Source organism: Rhizobium sp. CG4 (assembly GCF_023701965.1).
In the GTDB taxonomy this organism is placed as follows: domain Bacteria; phylum Pseudomonadota; class Alphaproteobacteria; order Rhizobiales; family Rhizobiaceae; genus Agrobacterium.
Genome location: NZ_JABAEG010000004.1, coordinates 163,279 through 180,474 on the forward strand (window position 1 = coordinate 163,279; position 17,196 = coordinate 180,474).

10 protein-coding genes and 2 pseudogenes are annotated in these 17,196 nt (G+C 53.0%); 5 read left to right on the forward strand and 7 right to left on the reverse strand.

Annotated elements, in window-relative coordinates:
- The first annotated feature begins 338 nt into the window (after nt 1–338).
- Nucleotides 339–1,976 (forward strand): AAA family ATPase, encoded by a 1,638-nt coding sequence (locus tag HGO37_RS14090; RefSeq protein ID WP_250983848.1) that lies wholly within the window; start codon nt 339–341, stop codon nt 1,974–1,976.
- On the forward strand, nt 1,976–2,854 hold the full coding sequence (locus HGO37_RS14095) for a hypothetical protein (RefSeq protein WP_250983849.1): 879 nt from the start codon (nt 1,976–1,978) through the stop codon (nt 2,852–2,854). The genes HGO37_RS14090 and HGO37_RS14095 overlap by 1 nt, the downstream gene beginning before the upstream one ends.
- Before the next feature lie 329 nt (nt 2,855–3,183).
- On the opposite strand, the gene HGO37_RS14100 is transcribed toward HGO37_RS14095, so the two are convergent.
- Nucleotides 3,184–4,344, reverse strand: coding sequence for an RHE_PE00001 family protein (locus tag HGO37_RS14100; protein WP_250983850.1), 1,161 nt, complete (start codon nt 4,342–4,344; stop codon nt 3,184–3,186).
- Between the two features lie 638 nt (nt 4,345–4,982).
- Nucleotides 4,983–5,165, reverse strand: a pseudogene (locus HGO37_RS26520) (hypothetical protein); the annotation flags it as partial.
- 522 nt (nt 5,166–5,687) lie between these two features.
- Here HGO37_RS26520 and HGO37_RS14105 point away from each other — a divergent pair.
- Nucleotides 5,688–6,560 (forward strand): D-alanyl-D-alanine carboxypeptidase family protein, encoded by an 873-nt coding sequence (locus HGO37_RS14105; RefSeq protein ID WP_250984086.1) that lies wholly within the window; start codon nt 5,688–5,690, stop codon nt 6,558–6,560.
- 452 nt (nt 6,561–7,012) lie between these two features.
- Nucleotides 7,013–8,155 (forward strand): site-specific integrase, encoded by a 1,143-nt coding sequence (locus HGO37_RS14110; RefSeq protein WP_250983851.1) that lies wholly within the window; start codon nt 7,013–7,015, stop codon nt 8,153–8,155.
- A 19-nt stretch (nt 8,156–8,174) separates the two neighbouring features.
- Here HGO37_RS14110 and HGO37_RS14115 read toward each other — a convergent pair whose 3' ends face one another.
- Nucleotides 8,175–8,408 (reverse strand): DUF6894 family protein, encoded by a 234-nt coding sequence (locus tag HGO37_RS14115; RefSeq protein ID WP_250983852.1) that lies wholly within the window; start codon nt 8,406–8,408, stop codon nt 8,175–8,177.
- 192 nt (nt 8,409–8,600) lie between these two features.
- Between HGO37_RS14115 and HGO37_RS14120 the strand changes: the two are divergent.
- Nucleotides 8,601–9,000: pseudogene (locus HGO37_RS14120) on the forward strand (NADPH-dependent FMN reductase).
- A 216-nt stretch (nt 9,001–9,216) separates the two neighbouring features.
- Here HGO37_RS14120 and HGO37_RS14125 read toward each other — a convergent pair.
- From HGO37_RS14125 to repA, 4 genes are all read right to left on the reverse strand, one after another.
- Complete coding sequence (locus HGO37_RS14125) at nt 9,217–12,069, reverse strand: M16 family metallopeptidase (protein ID WP_502941421.1); 2,853 nt, start codon at nt 12,067–12,069, stop codon at nt 9,217–9,219.
- Between the two features lie 1,120 nt (nt 12,070–13,189).
- Nucleotides 13,190–14,458, reverse strand: coding sequence for a plasmid replication protein RepC (repC, locus tag HGO37_RS14130; protein ID WP_285200601.1), 1,269 nt, complete (start codon nt 14,456–14,458; stop codon nt 13,190–13,192).
- A gap of 232 nt (nt 14,459–14,690) precedes the next feature.
- A complete protein-coding gene (gene repB / locus HGO37_RS14135) occupies nt 14,691–15,737 on the reverse strand; it encodes a plasmid partitioning protein RepB (protein WP_250983854.1) in 1,047 nt (348 codons plus the stop codon).
- Complete coding sequence (gene repA / locus HGO37_RS14140; RefSeq protein WP_250983855.1) at nt 15,737–16,948, reverse strand: plasmid partitioning protein RepA; 1,212 nt, start codon at nt 16,946–16,948, stop codon at nt 15,737–15,739. Before repA ends, repB begins: the two co-directional genes overlap by 1 nt.
- Between the last annotated feature and the right edge of the window lie 248 nt (nt 16,949–17,196).

Here is a 17,196-nt window from a genome sequence, read left to right on the forward strand (position 1 = left end):
ATATATCCATCTAAAATGCGGTGATTGTAGCATCAGATTTTCTGTGGACTCTGGACGCAGGGAGAGCTTGCCATCTTTGTAAGCTGACTGCGCTATATCGGTGCGATGAATCAACCAGTGTCACGGCACTGAGGAAGATTGCTGATGCATTGGCGATAAACCCTACGGAGCTTCTCACGCGCGTCAGATAATCATCTCTACAGTGTCAGGACGGATAAAAGTCTTATTGAATAAATATGCCACCAATGCGCGAAAATTGTTGCACATAAACTAAGAATAAGTATCGTGCGCGCAAAGCGAAAAGTCCTTATTTTTCACGAATTTAACATGGAAATCAAATGACTGTCACGTCTTCAGATCCTGTTGGGAATCAGTTCAAGATTTTATTCTCGTCCAAAGCCCCATCCGACCCCTTCTCGATCGATGATAACTCGATTGTCATCGTGCCATCTGAAGATCGCTTCGACGACTTTCGCTTCAAAACCAGGATCACCGTATTCGTGCGCCGAGAAGCCGATAAGCTCATAAGCGTGTTTCCTGCAATGATCGGGTTTCTTCAGAGCTCCGAGGATGACCTAAATGGCGCAGATCTCATCAAAAAGGTGACGGCAGACAGAGACTATTGCTCGGAAGAGGAATTTCCCAAATTTTTCACGCTCCTCCCTGATCTCGACGCTTACCGCAGCCTTGTCTCTGACGTTCAGGTCGATGGAGCGCGAGAAATCCTTCTAAGGATCTGCGACCTCGTAGCTCTCGGCGAATTTTCAGCACAATCACCGATATTGCGCGACGCACCAAAAACGGAGGTTTTTCAGTTCTCTCTTACGCGAACTGCGGAAGCGTTTTTTGCATACAAAAACGGCGGGCCAATTCTGCGCGGGCTGGGTCATGAAGAAATCGGAAGGATGTCGCCGACGATTGCCGTCTCGTTCAAGCTAGCGGCTTTTGCAAATGAACATCAGTTCAGGTTCAACTTCGACCATGGTGGCTTCTTGCCGAAGCGGATGGCAATCATCATCGGAAAAAACGGAGTTGGGAAAAGTCAGGCGCTCAGCACCATCGCAAAACGGGCACTGAAAGACGGAGGCCTGATCGACCCATTGACGAAGGAGCGGGCTCAATTCAACCGAATGTTGGCTTTTGCCCCTACTCAGGAAGCGCTCTCCGTCTTTCCAAGTCCCCCTAGACGCAGACAATACGTCCGTTACACACGATATGCACTAGCACGGTCCTCCTCCAACCGGCGAGTCGGGGGGCTGATCGATGCGATAGTCAGCGTCGCCCGATCAAATAAGGAGATCAAAGATACCTCTCGTTGGCAGATCTTTCTCAATGCGATCGAAGCGCTAGGCGACACCAGCTCGATATTTATCTGGAACCGCGATGGTGGTCTCCTTCCATTGCTCTCGCTGAACAGAGGAGGCGAGCAGGGGCGACTACAGAGATTTTCCTCGATCAATACCAGACGCGACCCAGTCCGATTCGTCGACGGCATCGCACTGCGTTTGAGTAGTGGCGAGATCTCGTTTCTCAAGTTCGCGGCGTACGTAAGCTTGGAAATCGACAACAGCTCCCTCCTTCTGTTTGATGAACCCGAAACCCATCTACACCCGAATTTCATTGCTCGTTTTGTATCGATCCTGGATAGCCTGCTGGCCCAGACAGGCTCAGCAGCGATCATAGCCACGCACTCTGCCTATTTTCTCCGCGAAGTGTTCAAAGAACAGATCTCAATCTTAAGGACCGACGACGACAGACGGATCCAAGTGCAAAAACCACGCCTCGCGACCTTCGGCGCAGACGTCGGGGAAATCTCCTATTTCGTATTTGGAGAAGATGAGCCTTCATACCTAGCAAAGGAACTGGAAAGGAACATACGCGCATCGGGACTGACGTGGGAAGAAATCCTGGAAAGGTACGGCAACGAACTGTCGTTGGAATTCCTGAACGAACTTCAGGCAAAGATTCCCAACTGATGCGCAGGCTTCCTTTTCCCGATTTCGACGACATTGCAGGCGTAGACGCCCTCGTCGACAATACCAGACTCGGCAGCTACCCGGACCTTCAGGCGTTTCGTCAGGCATTGAAGGATGGCTACGAGCAATATCACAATGCCGAGGGCAACGCCCAGGCTGTCCTGCTTGTTCCGATACCGGATCCGTCAGGCGATTGGCTGCGTAAACATTACAAAAATCCGCCTACTAGCCATCTTCCCATCAACGACATCCGCGAGGATGGTCTCGCTTTACCTTGCTCGATGTGCGGTTCATCGCACGCGTTTTCGCTGGACCATGTGCTTCCGAAAGAAGACCACCCGGCGTTCGCGATCTTTTCTAGGAACCTCGTTCCTGCATGCTATTGCAATTTGAAGCGCGGCCGAAATTACCGGGGCAATAACGTTGGCGCTCGAACCCTTCATCCATATTATGACGCATGCATGGACGAGCGGCTTTACGCAGCACAGTTCTCGGGCATGGGCAAGACCGCACGCGTAGGCCTCCAAATTCTGGTTGCCGATATCCATCCTGAAAAAACAGCAATAGCGTTCCATCTCGACAACATAGTCAAGCCAACAGGCGTACTGAACTGGATGCGGAAGAGGTGGGTTAAGTTCGTCCGCGCACCTCGAAAGATCGTGGGCAGCTTGGATTTCATTCCTGCAAATGATCAAGAATTGTTTGCGGCAATCCGTGACCATCGAGACGGGAGAGACTATGCTCAGGGCTCGCCAAACAATTGGGAATCAATGTTTGCGGAAGGGTTGTTAGACCCTACCGTAATAGCATGGCTTCTTCCGAGACTATCAGCAGATGGCCGCGGAATCGATGACCCCGTCATTGCTGGTCTCACATGACCATTTCAGGAGCCTGGCCGTTGATTGTCACTGAGAACTGCCCGGCGTTTCCACCGAGAATTGGCTCTTACTCACATTTGCTGCTGTAGCGGATGACTCATCGGAGGACCAACTATGCAACGACGATTTCAACGGGCAAGCCTCGCGCCGCCCGAATTTGCAGTCGATGAAGTGGCGTTTGTTGGTGACTGCGTCCAAGTTCGGCTGTGCTTTCTTAAAGAACGGAGATTTGCAAGTGCGAAGAGAACCTCTACAATCTAACACGGCAGTACCTTTGCGCGATTGGTTGACCGGCGGCTAAGCATTAATCACACGCACGTAACTTCAATCTACAGCACCCCCCATGCCCGAAACCTCCCCCTGCCCGTCATCTCGCGTAGGCCAAGTTCGGAGACGATGCGCCGTGCGGCCTGTGGCGTGACGTCGAGAGTTTTTGAAATCATGCCGGCGGAGACCAGCGGCTTTGCCATGACCAGTTCAATCAGTTCGGGCAGTTTGGACGAGGTGCGTCGCCCCAATAGTTTGCGCTCCATCATCTGGCGGGCCAGGGCCAGCCGATCATGTTCCTTTAAACCGATCTCGGCTGTCGCGACAAATGCCTCAGTTATTGCCAATAGCCGAACCTCGCGACTGCGATGCCGGCGCCGATCAACGGGGGTGGTTTTCAGGCCGGTATTGATCGCAGCGAGATGGTTTTGCGTGGTGATGCCGGCCTGGCGCAAAAGCGTGGCTGACAGCAACCGACCGAGCCACGGCGCGTGCTGCAGGACATCAAGACTGTTCCAGGCATCGAGCATAACAATCGCCTGCAGCAGCGGTGGCAAGTCATTGGCTTGCCGCAGCACCGTACGCCATTCATCAAGGCGGGCATCTTCATCCCAGTCGAGATCGTAAATGAGCGGATCCTTGTCCTGCAATGATTTGGCCGGGCCGGGCCGCATCGCATCTTCGAGGACTGCTTCGGAGCGGGCCAGCAGCGCATCGATCTCGGCGAATTCGTTTGCCGGATGAAATGCGTCACCGTCCTCAAAAGTCCCCTGTCCTGTTGAGGCCTGATTGTCATCCGCGATCTCATTTTTCGCGACCGAACCTGTCTTTCCCCAAGATGTCGCAGGCCACGCCTGCCCGGGCTCGGATGATGTCTGGCGCAAACTTCTGATACCCTCTGCGGACAGTGCCCAGTCGGCTGACTGCGCGACAATCCGCCGACGGGTTTTCAGAACGTCGCGGGCGATGGTGAGTTCGTGGGTCGGTGCGCGGACATCGCGGGTGGCGTCGTGCAGCACCAGGTCTTCAAGATGCACCAGTTCACCATCGATCCATAGCGAAGCACACGCGTCGGCAAAACTCTGGCGCTCGCACCAACCGGCGCCGACGGATGAGCGGGCAATGCGCTCGTCGAGACGACAAAATGCTGCCGTGGCATCGCTGAGCGGTTTCAGCAGGGTGTGGATGGGCAATTTGGCGAGATCGTAAACCATTGAAATCATGGTAAATGATTTGTTAAACGAATGCTATATGCCTTTTAGTATTCGCCAGTGGGTATGGTTAATAGTTGGTATATCTATCATCGATAGGTATCGCTTATCGATGATAGATGATCTGGAGTCGCAGATTGCTTATTTCGACCATCTTCCCGGTCGCGATGGCTCCTGTGTATCGCCAATTTCCGTCTCAAGATGAGGATCGTGGCAGATTTGATAAGATCTGATGGAGTCAATTGTATCGCCGGGAGAATTGAGCGGAACTATCTAGAAAACCAACTCTGCCAGTCGCCTTGTCGGGAAATCTAACGCGCCACGTGACCGGCTGCATGAAAGCATTTATGCCGCCTGTCCGCCGTTCGTCTTATCGCGTTGCTTGATCGACCATGCGTGCCCGAAGTGATCGAAGATCACGATCACCTTATGACCTTCAGCATCTATTTGCAGTTCATCACGTTCGGTGGCGCCGGTGGCTTTGTGGCCGCGACCGCTGATGCGGCATTTTTACATCGAGCCGTATTACCGATACTTATAGATCCCGGCACTTTAGGGGGCCGCTGCGCCACTGCTCAGCCTCACGTCGCGGATTTGAACGGACCGCACTTACGGCCAGACCATGCAACATGATATCGACCGCAATCAACTCACCCTGATGAGGGTGCTCTCAAAATTTCGCGTGGAACGCAGTTTGTAAAATAGAGCAGCTTTTGCCGACTGCCGTAGTGCACGGAGATAGTCGAGCTCACTGTCGTCTTCACTTCCAGCATTGCCCTGCAAGTATTCCAGTTCGGGAAACCGAGTTGCTGCGACATGATTTCCAGGCAGTCACTACGCGAAAGTCAATGTTGCGCCCAGCCAATGACGAGCGCAACGCCTTCACCATAGCTTTCGAATTGGGTATGTCGATCGTCTGATCCTCTTTGGGCGCTATCGATGTCAGTGCTCGACAACAACCCCGTCGGGTCAAACCATTTGGGGCTACGTTCGCCATTCCAGTTTGAGCGAGCGGCAGGCCGCCGCAGGCCACATCCACGATAGCATTGCAAATCAAGGTGGGGTCAACCAACACGACCGCAGCAAGCCTCGCAGCCTGGTCATGCCGTGCACAGGTTTAAACTGGCTCATTCTGCCCGCTCAATCGGCATTCTGCGGAGCGACACATAAACGAAATGACACACCGAAACCCATGTGGACACTCACTCGTTTCTGAGGACCGGCGGTCGACACCAACGACACAATCCAACTCGCCGAGCAGACAGTTCCCCCTAAATCACGTTTGATGACATTTATCGTCCTTCGTGTAGGCTCCCCAACAGACAGATTTTGCTCACAGCGCATGGTTGGAAGAGATGGAAAGTTCCGAACATCAGGACGTAATCGACAATGTCAGTCCATCGGCCATCAGCGCAATCTGCATTCGTTTAGCAGGCGGCCTCGAAAGTCCATTGACCACGCTGTTCGAAAAAAACGCTGACAGACCTGCGTCACCCGCGTCGATTACCAAGCTGCTCACGGCAGTGACCGCGCTGACTGTATGTCACGCAAAGGATATATCCTTGGCAAAGGAGTTATCAGTCCTGCCAGAGGATCTTGTAGAGGGATCCGGAAACAATCTCCGCGTAGATGATCGGTTAAGCGTTCGCCATGCTTTGATTAATCTCCTTCTGGCGTCGTCAAACGTTTCGGCCAATGTCATAGCCCGTTCGCTTGGCTCAATTCTTCTCAGTGACCGATCAATCGGACCTTCCGCGTTGGATGCCCAGAGCCGTTTCATTGATGAGATGAATTCAGTCGCGGCACGCCTGCAGATGCAGTCATCGCGCTTTCTGAATGCTCACGGTTTGGCGGTCAAAGGACAACGTTCAACCGCTCGGGATTTGTCGCTGCTGGTTCTGGAGTGCCTTCGGCACAGCATGATTTGTGGCGTCTGGGATTTGGAAAAATACGGAATTCAAATAAATGGGCCAAACCCACGGCGGCTTATCGTACGATCAGTCTTCATAGGCTCAAGCCGCAGAGCACTCCCAGATTTTTCCATCCCTCAGTTCAGAGGTGGAAAGTCCGGATCCTTGTGGCCATCGGTGTTCAATCTTGCTGCTGTCTCGACACTCGAAAATGGCAATTCAATCATTTCCGTCACTCTGGGGTCCCCTACCCTTACCGATCGTCATCAGGATTACCTCCTTATGCTGAAGGTCGGAAATGATGAGCCTTCGCACTAGCATCCCGATTACCACCAGATTTCCAGCCATCGGTGATCAATTCATGGGCTCCTAATTCTAGTTAGTCGATCAAGACTACCTATACGCCCAACAGAGATCATCAGCCGCATGCAAAAACCGTCAAATTCGACCGCACAGACGAAGAGACGGCTAGGATGAGGAATTGCTCGTCTCGAGCGCCAAAACGCGCGCAGGGCCATCCTGCGGCCGAAACTGAACGCCCTTAGCATGACGCTGAGATCACGAGATGTTCTCCACTGATGGTGAAATGTCTAAAAACACTCTGCCGAACCTGGTTGATTGAGCCTATTCGAGCTTCGTCTGAATAATGAGCCGGTGACAGACCTGGCGTCAAATTCCGCGGGTGAGTTGATCTGTCATGGCAAATCATCGAAAATAACCGCCATCGCGGGTCTTGAAAGTACGAGCCTAACCCGGAGCAGGAGCCATAGATGTCACGACCGGAAAAAACCGCTGTCCAGCTTCGAGCAGAAGAACTCGACACGATTGCAGCCGTTCTGCCAATCGAGCGTCGAGACGAACTCGCAGAGCTTCTAACGGATCAAGATGTCGAAACGTTGCGGCATCTCGTCAACCAAGGCATGGGAGACAATACGCTACGGGCGCTTACGTCTGATCTTGCTTATCTCGAAGCCTGGTCATTGGCTTCAACCGGCAGCCCCCTGCCCTGGCCAGCGCCAGAGGCATTGCTTCTCAAGTTTGTTGCTCAGCATCTATGGGATCCGGAAAAGCGCATGGCCGATCCCGACCATGGCATGCCGGAACGGTTTTCCCAAAGTCTGCGCGACCAAGGTTTTCTGCGCGCAACAGGCCCACATGCACCAGACACTGTACGTCGAAGACTGGCATCATGGTCGACATTAACAAAATGGCGCGGCCACAGCGGTGCCTTCACCTCCCCTGCGCTTAAGTCGGCCATGCGGTTGGCGGTTCGCGCGACACCACAGGTCCGCAAACGCAAAAGTACCATGGCTGTTACAGCTGATGTGCTGTCAAAACTGCTGGAGACGTGTGGCAGTGAAAGTCTGCGGGATCTGCGCGACCGGGCAATTCTGATGGTGGCCTTTGCTTCTGGTGGCCGCCGGCGCAGCGAAGTGGCAGGCCTGCGCTATCAGCAATTGATCGTTGAGCCCCCAATCACCACCGAAGACGGAACTTCCCTGCCCTCACTCGCCATTCATCTTGGCCGAACCAAAACCACCAGCGGCGAACAGGATGATGTTGTCTATCTCACGGGGTTGCCGGTGGAAGCACTAAATGCATGGCTGGCCGCTGCGAAAATTGAAAGCGCGAGTGTATTCCGGTCGATTGGCAGGTGGGGAACGGTATCGCGGCGTGCCCTTGATCCGCAGTCCATCAATGCCATCATCAAACAACGCGCCATGATGGCCGGACTGGATCCTACGGAAATCTCAGCACATGGTCTGCGTTCTGGCTATCTGACCGAAGCTGCCAATAGAGGTATTCCTTTGCCCGAGGCCATGGAGCAGTCGAAACACCGCTCGGTCCAGCAAGCTTCAAGTTACTACAACAATGCCACCCGCAGAAGCGGTCGCGCAGCGCGGATTCTGTAACACATTTATATTTCTCGCGTCACACGCCCAGACCTCGCGCGTACTCAATCTTAAAGGAAAAACTCATCCTCGCAATCAGCGCTTTCTCGGCATCCATTACAGTTATGACGATCTGTTCCGGCGGTGGGAAATGGCTGCATGCAAACTGCGATAAAGCATTCAACGCGGCGTTCAGAGCCTCATGCGCATTGGGGACATCAATCGGCGTTTGAACTTCAAGTCCGTCTGATATTTTCAAGTAGAATGTTGGCATATGATCTCCCTGCTTATCGGGTTGAATCCGTTTTTTTCTTGCTTCGTTCGGCGCTGGTTTTCCATCTCAGCCAGCCGCTTGGCAGCCTTTTTTTGGCAAGATTGAAGACGCAAAGCTTCCCCGTTGTGCAACCGATCGAACAACTCCGAGCTATCAATTGCAACGGCCACTTCCCCACGCTCATTTGTGGCCATGAAAATACTCGCAATTTCCGGCAGCACCCGCCAACAGTCCACGAACACGGCTCTGTTAATGGCAATAAAAGCCGCCTCCCCCAATGACATTGCTATCACTGTTTTTGACGGAATCGGGAGTTTGCCGGTGTTCTCACCTGACCTTGAAGGTCCCAACCTTCCCGAAAGCGTTCAAGATTTCATGCGTTTGATTGGTTGGTGTCTGGCGATCAGATCATCGGCAAGCCGATTGCTCTCGTCCACGCGTCGCATCGTGGTGACGACATGCTGGTCGCTCTTCGCAAAGTGCTGTCCACCATTAGCTGCATTTCAACGAAGAGCTGTTCTTCCGACTTCCCGTGATGAAGGAAACGCCAGAAGCGATCCAGGAAATTTTGAAAGTTGCGGAGAACAGGTAAAGAGTGGAAGCGTTTCTGAGAGACTTTATGTCCTTCTGGCAAAATCAGCTGGGCTCGCAACCGCTACAATAGTGCTGCGAACTACAGTCAGAAACGTGTCCCATCCCGAGAAATTTGTACCAAAGATCGGCGCAAGCGTTCAGCTAAAACACTATTCCAGATGCTGCAGCCATAAAAAAATGGCGGCCATTTCGACAATGACCGCCATTCTCAACATCACCTTACGCCGGCAGGCAAAACTTCCCACTTCCACAAGTGTTCCGTTTGGAAATATTTCTGAGCAAACTCACGAACCTGATCCGCCGTTACCTTGCCATAGCCCTCCATGGTATAGCGGATAAGTTCCAACCGGCGTGGGTCGGTCTGCGCTTGCTGCAGATAAAATGCCCAGAAGTCATTGGTCTGCTTCTGGTGTTTGAGCGTCTCAACTGCGGGCTCCCGCGCCCTTGCCATTTCATCGTCAGATACGGGGTTGGTGCGCAGATCGGCAGCAACCTTGTCCAGCAGCGTGTAAAAACTCTCTACCTTTTCGGGCGTCGTCTCAAGAGAAATATAACCGAAGCCAAAGCCCGGTAAATCTCGCGACAGTTCAGCACTGGCTTGCAAACCGTATGTCGCACCCTCGGCAATTCTGAACTGGTCAATCAGCCGGTTTTGCAGAATTTGGGTTGAGATATCGGCTATGAAGGAACGCGGAACGTCCGAGAAAAGATCACCGATCGGGACACCAACACTGATTGCGGCCGTGTCATCTCTCCCTGTATGAGTGGAAATCAGCGGCTTATCGTTGGAATCGGGAAACTTCACGACCGTCTGATCGCTCTGCGGTGAGATTTCTGCCCGCTGCGGAAGCGCACCGAATGTACCGGCTGTGAGGCGAATAGCGTCATCAACCGTCACATCACCGACGATGGTGATTTCAATCGGCCCCTTGGAAACCAGCGGTTTGAATAGCGCCTCGACATCGCCAAGCGTCGCGGATGACAGTTGTTCACGGCTCGGGAATGCCCACCGCGGATCGTTGGAGTGTACCAATCCGGCAAAATCTCGGCGCACAACGCTTCCAGCGGTGGCATCATATTGGTCCAGGCTGCTCAGATAAGCCTGCTGCACTCGCTTGAAAACTTCGGGGCGGTAGGTTGGGCGAGATGTGTAGGCAGCCATCAATTGTAACTGGGTCTCCAGATCTTCCGTACGTGTGCGCCCATCGAACCGTACGGCACTATCGCCAACCGAGAAATCGATGCCAAAAATCTTTCCAGTCAACGCTTTCTGGATGTTTTCAAAATCCAGATCCTCCGTGCCAGACAGTATGACGGCCGGAGAAGCCCACAGGGGCGGGAAGGGGTCACGCGCGATTTGCGATCTGCCACCGCTGATATGTTCGCGCACCAGAACTTCATTGGCCCGCAGCTTTGTCGGCTTAACGGTCAGGCGCACACCATTGGCAAAACGCACCATGGTCAGCCCTAGATCTTCAACGGCCTCGCGCTCAACGACGGCCGACGATTCACCAAACGACGTGTAAGGCCAAACGACATCTTCTGCGCCAGCGAGTGCGGAAACGCTAATGGCGCGGGTTGTGCTATAGGCAGATCGTACGGCTTCTTCGCCACCTTCAGGGGATTTTGCTGCCTGGAGCAAGACCTGCGGACCATTGCCGGTAAATGCAGCGCGCAGCGCAGCGTTGACTTCATCAACCGTAACGTCACTGGTTATAGTCTCAAAAAGCGAAAGGTCGTCCTTCGGTGATGTGAAGACCTGATCGGCATCAACACTACCAGCCAGCATGTTGGCGAGGGCAGTGGAATTTCGTGTCGCAGCACCTGCAGCGTCGGCTTGCAGGGCCGAGCGGAACTCGACAATCTCACGCTGCAGTTCAGCTTCTGTGACACCAAACTCCTGAATACGGCGTTGCTCCTGATCTATCGCAGAAAGCGCGGCCTGCCATTTGTCGGGTTCAGAACTGGCGGAAACCACCGCAAGTCGGGCAGATTTCAGCAGGCCTTGCGTACCGGCATTCGCGCTGATGAATGGCGCATCAGCTCTACTAGCCATGACACTCAGACGACGTTGCAAAACCAGAAAGCCAAGATCTTCGATAAGATCATCGCGGCGCTTGGCCACAGAATCTTTCGTCGTGTCGAATGGACGTGTCCAGGCAATCTGCACGCGCGTCATATTTCCCGGAAGCGCAACGACATTGACCGTTTCACCTTTGCTTTTCAAAGTACCAAGATCAGGTGCCGGTTGTTCTGGCCCACTGGCTTTCCAATCACTAAAACGCTCACGGATTTCGGCCTCCAGAGCTGCGGGATCAACATCGCCAACGACGATCAAGGTCGCGTTATCAGGACGATAATTGGCAGTATAATATTCTCGCAGCAAATCGACGGGCGCATTACGAATGATCTCGGTTTTGCCAATTGGCGAGCGCATCGTAACGCGCTGGCCTTCAAGCAAAGAATTGAGAACACTCACACCAGTCCGGTACTGCGGCGTATCGCGCAGCCTTTCTTCAGAAAGAATAACGCCACGTTCGCGGTCAAACGCCGCAGCATTCAGCTTCAACTCGCTCGCGGTTTCACGCATCAGTTTCAAACCGGTCGAAATCGTATCGGCGTCGACCTGCGGCAGATCGAGCGAATAGACGGTCTCGCTATAGGACGTGTGAGCATTGGTATCTGGCCCAAATGCCAGACCCTTGCGCTGCAGCATACGCACCATCTCGTCTTCGCCTACATTTGTTGAGCCTTTGAAGGCCATGTGCTCGAGAAAGTGGGCGAGGCCCTGCTGATTATCTTTTTCATCGAGCGAACCGGAACCGATACGAAAGCGGATCGCCGCCTGATTTGTTGGTGTGGTATTGCGCTTGATGGCAAATCGCATTCCGTTTGCAAGCACGCCAAACTGGACATCGGAATCTGCAGTCAGATCACTCTGAGCCTGCGGCCAAGACGTGGCGACATTTTCGGCCCGAACTGGCATCGGCAGGCCAATGCCCATGGAAATCGTCGCAAGCGCAAACAGCGTCTGGCGGGCGGAATTTGCTATATATTTTAAAAACATCAGTGTTCCGGCAGGTTGTAATTGATATGCGAGGGAATATCTCAAAGCGAGTGTTCCGCTTCAAGCACATATTCTGAGATAGCGAAGTGTTGAATATGAGGCTTCGGCGACTTCAGTCTCAGCATCGTGTTTCCGCTGAGCGTAAACATGCTTGGATTTGGAAAGGAAACTCGGCGCCTAACATATGCCCGAGAGAGATAGCGGGAAATTTCCGTACTGAATTGAGGGCGCAGGCGAGGGCAGGGGAGTAGGCATTCTCCAGCATCACGCCCTTGTCAATACGGCTCGAGTATAAGCAGCCAGGTCGTCTTGCCGTCTACCAAGCCGACGCGGAATATTGCCGCAATTGTTGGAGATCACCACGTGGCCCTTATTCCAGCCAACGGTCTCATTGTCACGTGTCAAAGCATCCGCTGGACCGCAAGCAATGAGTGACGCTGGTACCAAAATTTCAAGGATCAAAAGCGACAAAGGGTTTTATCGACGGTCCTTTTAGCACTCTTCAGGTTTCCGTTCTGATGCTGCGGCATCAATGAGCTCGCTAGCTCATTTGCTCATCAAGTAGTGCAAAGGAGAAGGAGACGCTAAAGCAGGGTAGGGGACTGCAGTCATTCACCACGGTATATGAGAGCAATGCGCAGCGACAGCCCCAGGCAAAATATTTCCATTGTTCTCGTTTCGAGTGGCTGTCGGGCAAGTGCCCTCCATTTCAAACATGAGCGCGGTGAGGTCTCGGGTAAGTCGCATCCGAAAGGCACGCATGGGAAAAGTAACAGCTGTAACTTTTCCTCCGCTCACTCGCTGCCGGGTGAGGCATCCAGGGGCTGGCGCAAAACTTTGGCAGGGCACTAATTACACCCTGATCACCGCGACAAAGTTCTAAACGGCGTCCTCGTTCAGCCCTCTGTAATTTACACTGAGCTCAGCCGAGAATTGCGTCATTTCGAGATTGCTCAACATCCTCCCTTCAAGCATGCAATCGAGTTGAACGACATGTGACTCTTCTGCTGACCATCGATCCGAATGCTGCCCCAGTTCCTCCCGATATCAAGTTCAAACCTGAGCCGGGAAGGGGAGTGCAACATCGGTGTTTTTACACACCGCTCAAAAGTTACAGCTGTTACTTCTGAGTTTTGCCGTATCGGTTATCGGCCAGGCCAAACAGACTGCGTTCCAGATTCAGTTTCCCTTCAAGGGCACGATCGATCATCGCTCGGAAATAACCACCCGGTTTGCTGATTTGTTCGGGATCACGGATGGATTTTTCGAGCACTGTGGCGAGAATTGCCGCCGCAGCATAGGAGCCAACCTTCTGTTTGCCGTCCGCCCAACCTGCTTCTGACAGTCCAATCATTCGCCGCAACACCTCACCCGAACGAGAAAGTGTTGTCCAGGAGTCGAACTGGGCACCTATCATCGCCTGCGCTTCGGGGCAGGCAGCTTGGAGCAGCCCCACAGATACGGAGCCAAGAATTTCACCTTGAACGGCATCAACATCCCGTTGGGCCACACCAAAAGTTTCTTGCTCAACTGCTGGATTTGCCGAAAGCTTTTTTTCAAAAGCTAGATCGGCCGCGTAGCGGTCGTTATGTAAATTATGATCGCGCTCGGTAGAGTGCGTCCTTTCATTCTTACTTTCAGGTTGAGATTCTAGGGTTGTATTAATAATAGCGGTGACGCTGATGTCACCCTCGGATGTCATATTAAAAGGAATATGCTCGGATGGGAGACTTTCTACTACCCTATCATGCAGCAACTGAGTCTCTCTTGCTCTTGCTACAATATCGACCTTCAGGAGGCTAATGGCCGCAAGCTCGGCACGAACATCAATTGTTTCGTCGGAAAATGCGACGCACATATCCTCAATGGCCCGCGAAAGCCTGGCGATGTCGCGCTTTGCCGCAAGCTCGATTGCCAGTCGCTGTTGGTAACGGGTGACGGCCTGCGTCAGCTCTTCAACTCTTACACGCGCCGGCGTGAAGTCGATGCCAAATCCAGCGACAACCTCGCCTTGATCGTTGCGATAAACAAAACGGCGGCCTGTAGAACTGTCGCGGTAAGCTGCGATGCCTGCTTCGACCAACCGGCGAATGCATCTGATAACAGTGCGTTCCGAACGCATGGTGTATTCCGCCAGCTTTGCATTGGATATGGCGACGATCGGCCGACCTGAGCCCTTCCAGTCATCAGCACGCGACAGGCCAAGCAGGATATCCATCACATGATAGGTTGTTCCATCAATGCCAAGCACGGGCGCTGCCTTTTTCAAAAGTAAGGCGATTTCGGATTTTGTGGTGTCTGGAACGTCGTTTGCCATCGCCAATCGGGCGCTCGCAACGATCCCAGGAGTGACGCGTCTAAAGGACGCTACTACAGAAGCTTCAGTCATAGCTTACCCGCTGCGATCGCAAGATCACATTCCCAATAGGTCGATTTTCAGGAAGCCATCGGAATTTAGACGCAAAAAAACGGTCTCTGACAGTTACAGAGACTTGATTAACGCGTTCGTCCGTCTTAGAATCAGATCGTTACAGCTAATGTTGACGGTGCTTCGTGTTCCGTTGGCCAATGGTTTAAGGGTCTATCGATTGCAGTCGATGGGCCCTTTTCCGTTCTGGCGACTAGCTCATCCCAGAATCCTTTCGTTGTTGGTCCTGAAATTCCGCAACAAGTTCGGGTAGCCGTTGCAGCAGCCAGTCCGAAAGCCCGGGAAGGCGATTGTCCGGAATTGAAATCCGTGTCGATGTATCTGTACGTTTCGCCGCGATGACGACGCCATTGGCCACCGTCACGTCGACGGCAACCGGTTCGCGCTTCGCTGATTGATCGAGAACATCAAGGATCAATGAAAAGCGCTGATCGCTTCCAGTAGCAGCCCAGGATGGAGATGTGGTGAGTTCGGCAACCGCTGCGGCCTGCGCTCCATTCAAACGACGGTCCTTGATGAAAGAGCCCAGTTTTTCCCATTTCGGGCGTCCAATCGACGAGGCTGGCCCGATCAACCGGATAATGTTTTCCGGGATCAACGATGCGGTGTTTGTCAGGATCGAAATATAGGCAAGGTTTCTGCCCTCTTTCCGACCCAGCGCATCAGAGATAACTTCTCTGGAATATTTACGATCGCGAAGAGTAAGGGCAAACAGCGCCTGTTCGATAAAAGACAGGTTCAGACGCTCAGAGTTTTCGATGCCCTGAGAAACGACAAGTTCCTCATCACTCATATCGCGAACGATCGCCTTGACCGGCCGTTTCAGAATCTGGCAGGCGCGAAGCCGTCTATGTCCGTAGGCGGCTTGATAATGGCCTGGACGGTTTGCGAGCGGACGCACAAGAATCGGCAGCTTCTGACCCGCATCCCGGATGCCCTCGACGAAGGCCTGAAACGTTGCATCGCCTTCAATATCAAGGCGATCATTCACAAACGAACCCACAATGTGGTCGGGATCAAGCTCGACAATCGACTCCGCGGACAGCAGCTGATCGTGCAGGCGCTTATTCTCGTCCTCGATCGAAACGAAAGCACGGTCCATGGATTTGACGGCCGTTGAACCGACGCGTCGCTTTTCATGATCGACAACGGACACTGGCGTATGCTTTGCAAGGGCCGCCGTGTCGACATTGGCGAACAGGCTCTTCATGCGCTGATTTCGTTCTTTGGGATTTGCCATTATCTGCCCCACACGTCTTTGATGTGAAGGAAAATTTCACGGTTCACGGAATCCACGGACTCGATCGCACGATTGAGCGTGTCGCGCCCGACACTGCCTCGTGACAGTTCGTAGAGGCTCTTTTTTTCCAGACCTGCACTCGCAATGGCCGTGGTTTCCACAACAGCCGGCGCCAACACATCTTCCTTGAAAAGAGAGCGCAGCAAGGTGACGACATTCACCTGCGGCCCATCATTCGGGTTGTGACGGGTAATGACATAGCGAATGAAATCGTGACTAAGCGTACCGCCGCGATCTTCGATAACGCCCATCAGATCGCTCATCATCGCCAGAAACTGGTTCATACTCGCGACATCGATCATTGCCGGATGAATAGTGATCAACAGACCGGTTGCCGCGCATAATGCACCGAGCGTCAGATAGCCGAGCTGCGGCGGCGCATCGATCAGCACAACATCGTAATCTGCCTCAACTTCCGAAATAACGGATGATAAGCGGCGGAAGAAAATCTCGTCGCCACGACCATAACCTTCGGCAATCGCCTGAGGTGTCTCGTGCTCATATTCCATGAGTTCAAGATTGGCCGGAATGAGGTCAATCCCGTCGAAATAGGTCTTTCGGATCACCTCACGAACGGGTCTGCGCTTCTCATCATAACGAATAGCGGCGTAAACAGTCTCGTTTTCATCGACGTCAAATTCCGGCTGGTAGCCGAACATCGCTGATAAAGACGCCTGCGGATCAAGGTCAATCGCAAGAACGCGCAGGCCCTGGATTGCCAGATAGTGCGCCAAGTGAAGGGTTGTCGTGGTTTTTGCCGAACCGCCCTTGAAGTTCGCAACAGCAATAACCTGCAGCTTTTCTCCGTCACGACGGCGGGGCAGAAACTCCAACGCCTCGTTAGGACGCTTACGTGCCAAGTGTTCACGGATCTCGTTGACCTGGGCTAGCGTATAAATCCGCCGGCCATTGTCCTGCCGGTCCGGGATTGCGCCTTCGCCATCGAGCGACATTTGCCGCAAGGTCGATTCAGCGATGCCCAACAGGCTGGCAACTTCGCGAGAGGTAAATGTCTTGAGGCTCTTTTCAATCTCTGGCTCATACAGTCTTTCGCGGATAGACTGGAGCTGGGCAGACAACAGCTGAGCCTGTCGGCTAATCTTCATTGCCGACGATTCTTTTGGTTGAATTCGCTGTTGGTTCGTTGTCATTTCGCCTCACGACGGTTTTTTCGTGATTGTCAGTAATTTACCGTCGACCGACAGTTAACCGATTCCGCATTTTCGTCAAATCCTACTTGGTTAATGAAATCCTATCATCGACGTCAACTCCGTCAGATGTTTACACCTGTTAAGAGGTCTTCGCGTCTATTTATCAATATCTTAACCAATTGGCCGCCGTCCTATGGGCATCTTTTGCATGATGTGCGCACCACGAATGAAAGTTGTTTAAAAACGCA

What these genes read in the sequence shown, in the direction of transcription:
- HGO37_RS14090 (WP_250983848.1), top strand. Translation starts at nt 339, where the DNA reads ATGACTGTCACGTCTTCAGATCCTGTTGGGAATCAGTTCAAGATTTTA.
- HGO37_RS14095 (WP_250983849.1), top strand. Translation starts at nt 1,976, where the DNA reads ATGCGCAGGCTTCCTTTTCCCGATTTCGACGACATTGCAGGCGTAGAC.
- HGO37_RS14100 (WP_250983850.1), bottom strand. Translation starts at nt 4,344, where the DNA reads ATGATTTCAATGGTTTACGATCTCGCCAAATTGCCCATCCACACCCTG.
- HGO37_RS14105 (WP_250984086.1), top strand. Translation starts at nt 5,688, where the DNA reads ATGGAAAGTTCCGAACATCAGGACGTAATCGACAATGTCAGTCCATCG.
- HGO37_RS14110 (WP_250983851.1), top strand. Translation starts at nt 7,013, where the DNA reads ATGTCACGACCGGAAAAAACCGCTGTCCAGCTTCGAGCAGAAGAACTC.
- HGO37_RS14115 (WP_250983852.1), bottom strand. Translation starts at nt 8,408, where the DNA reads ATGCCAACATTCTACTTGAAAATATCAGACGGACTTGAAGTTCAAACG.
- HGO37_RS14125 (WP_502941421.1), bottom strand. Translation starts at nt 12,069, where the DNA reads ATGTTTTTAAAATATATAGCAAATTCCGCCCGCCAGACGCTGTTTGCG.
- repC (WP_285200601.1), bottom strand. Translation starts at nt 14,458, where the DNA reads ATGACTGAAGCTTCTGTAGTAGCGTCCTTTAGACGCGTCACTCCTGGG.
- repB (WP_250983854.1), bottom strand. Translation starts at nt 15,737, where the DNA reads ATGGCAAATCCCAAAGAACGAAATCAGCGCATGAAGAGCCTGTTCGCC.
- repA (WP_250983855.1), bottom strand. Translation starts at nt 16,948, where the DNA reads ATGACAACGAACCAACAGCGAATTCAACCAAAAGAATCGTCGGCAATG.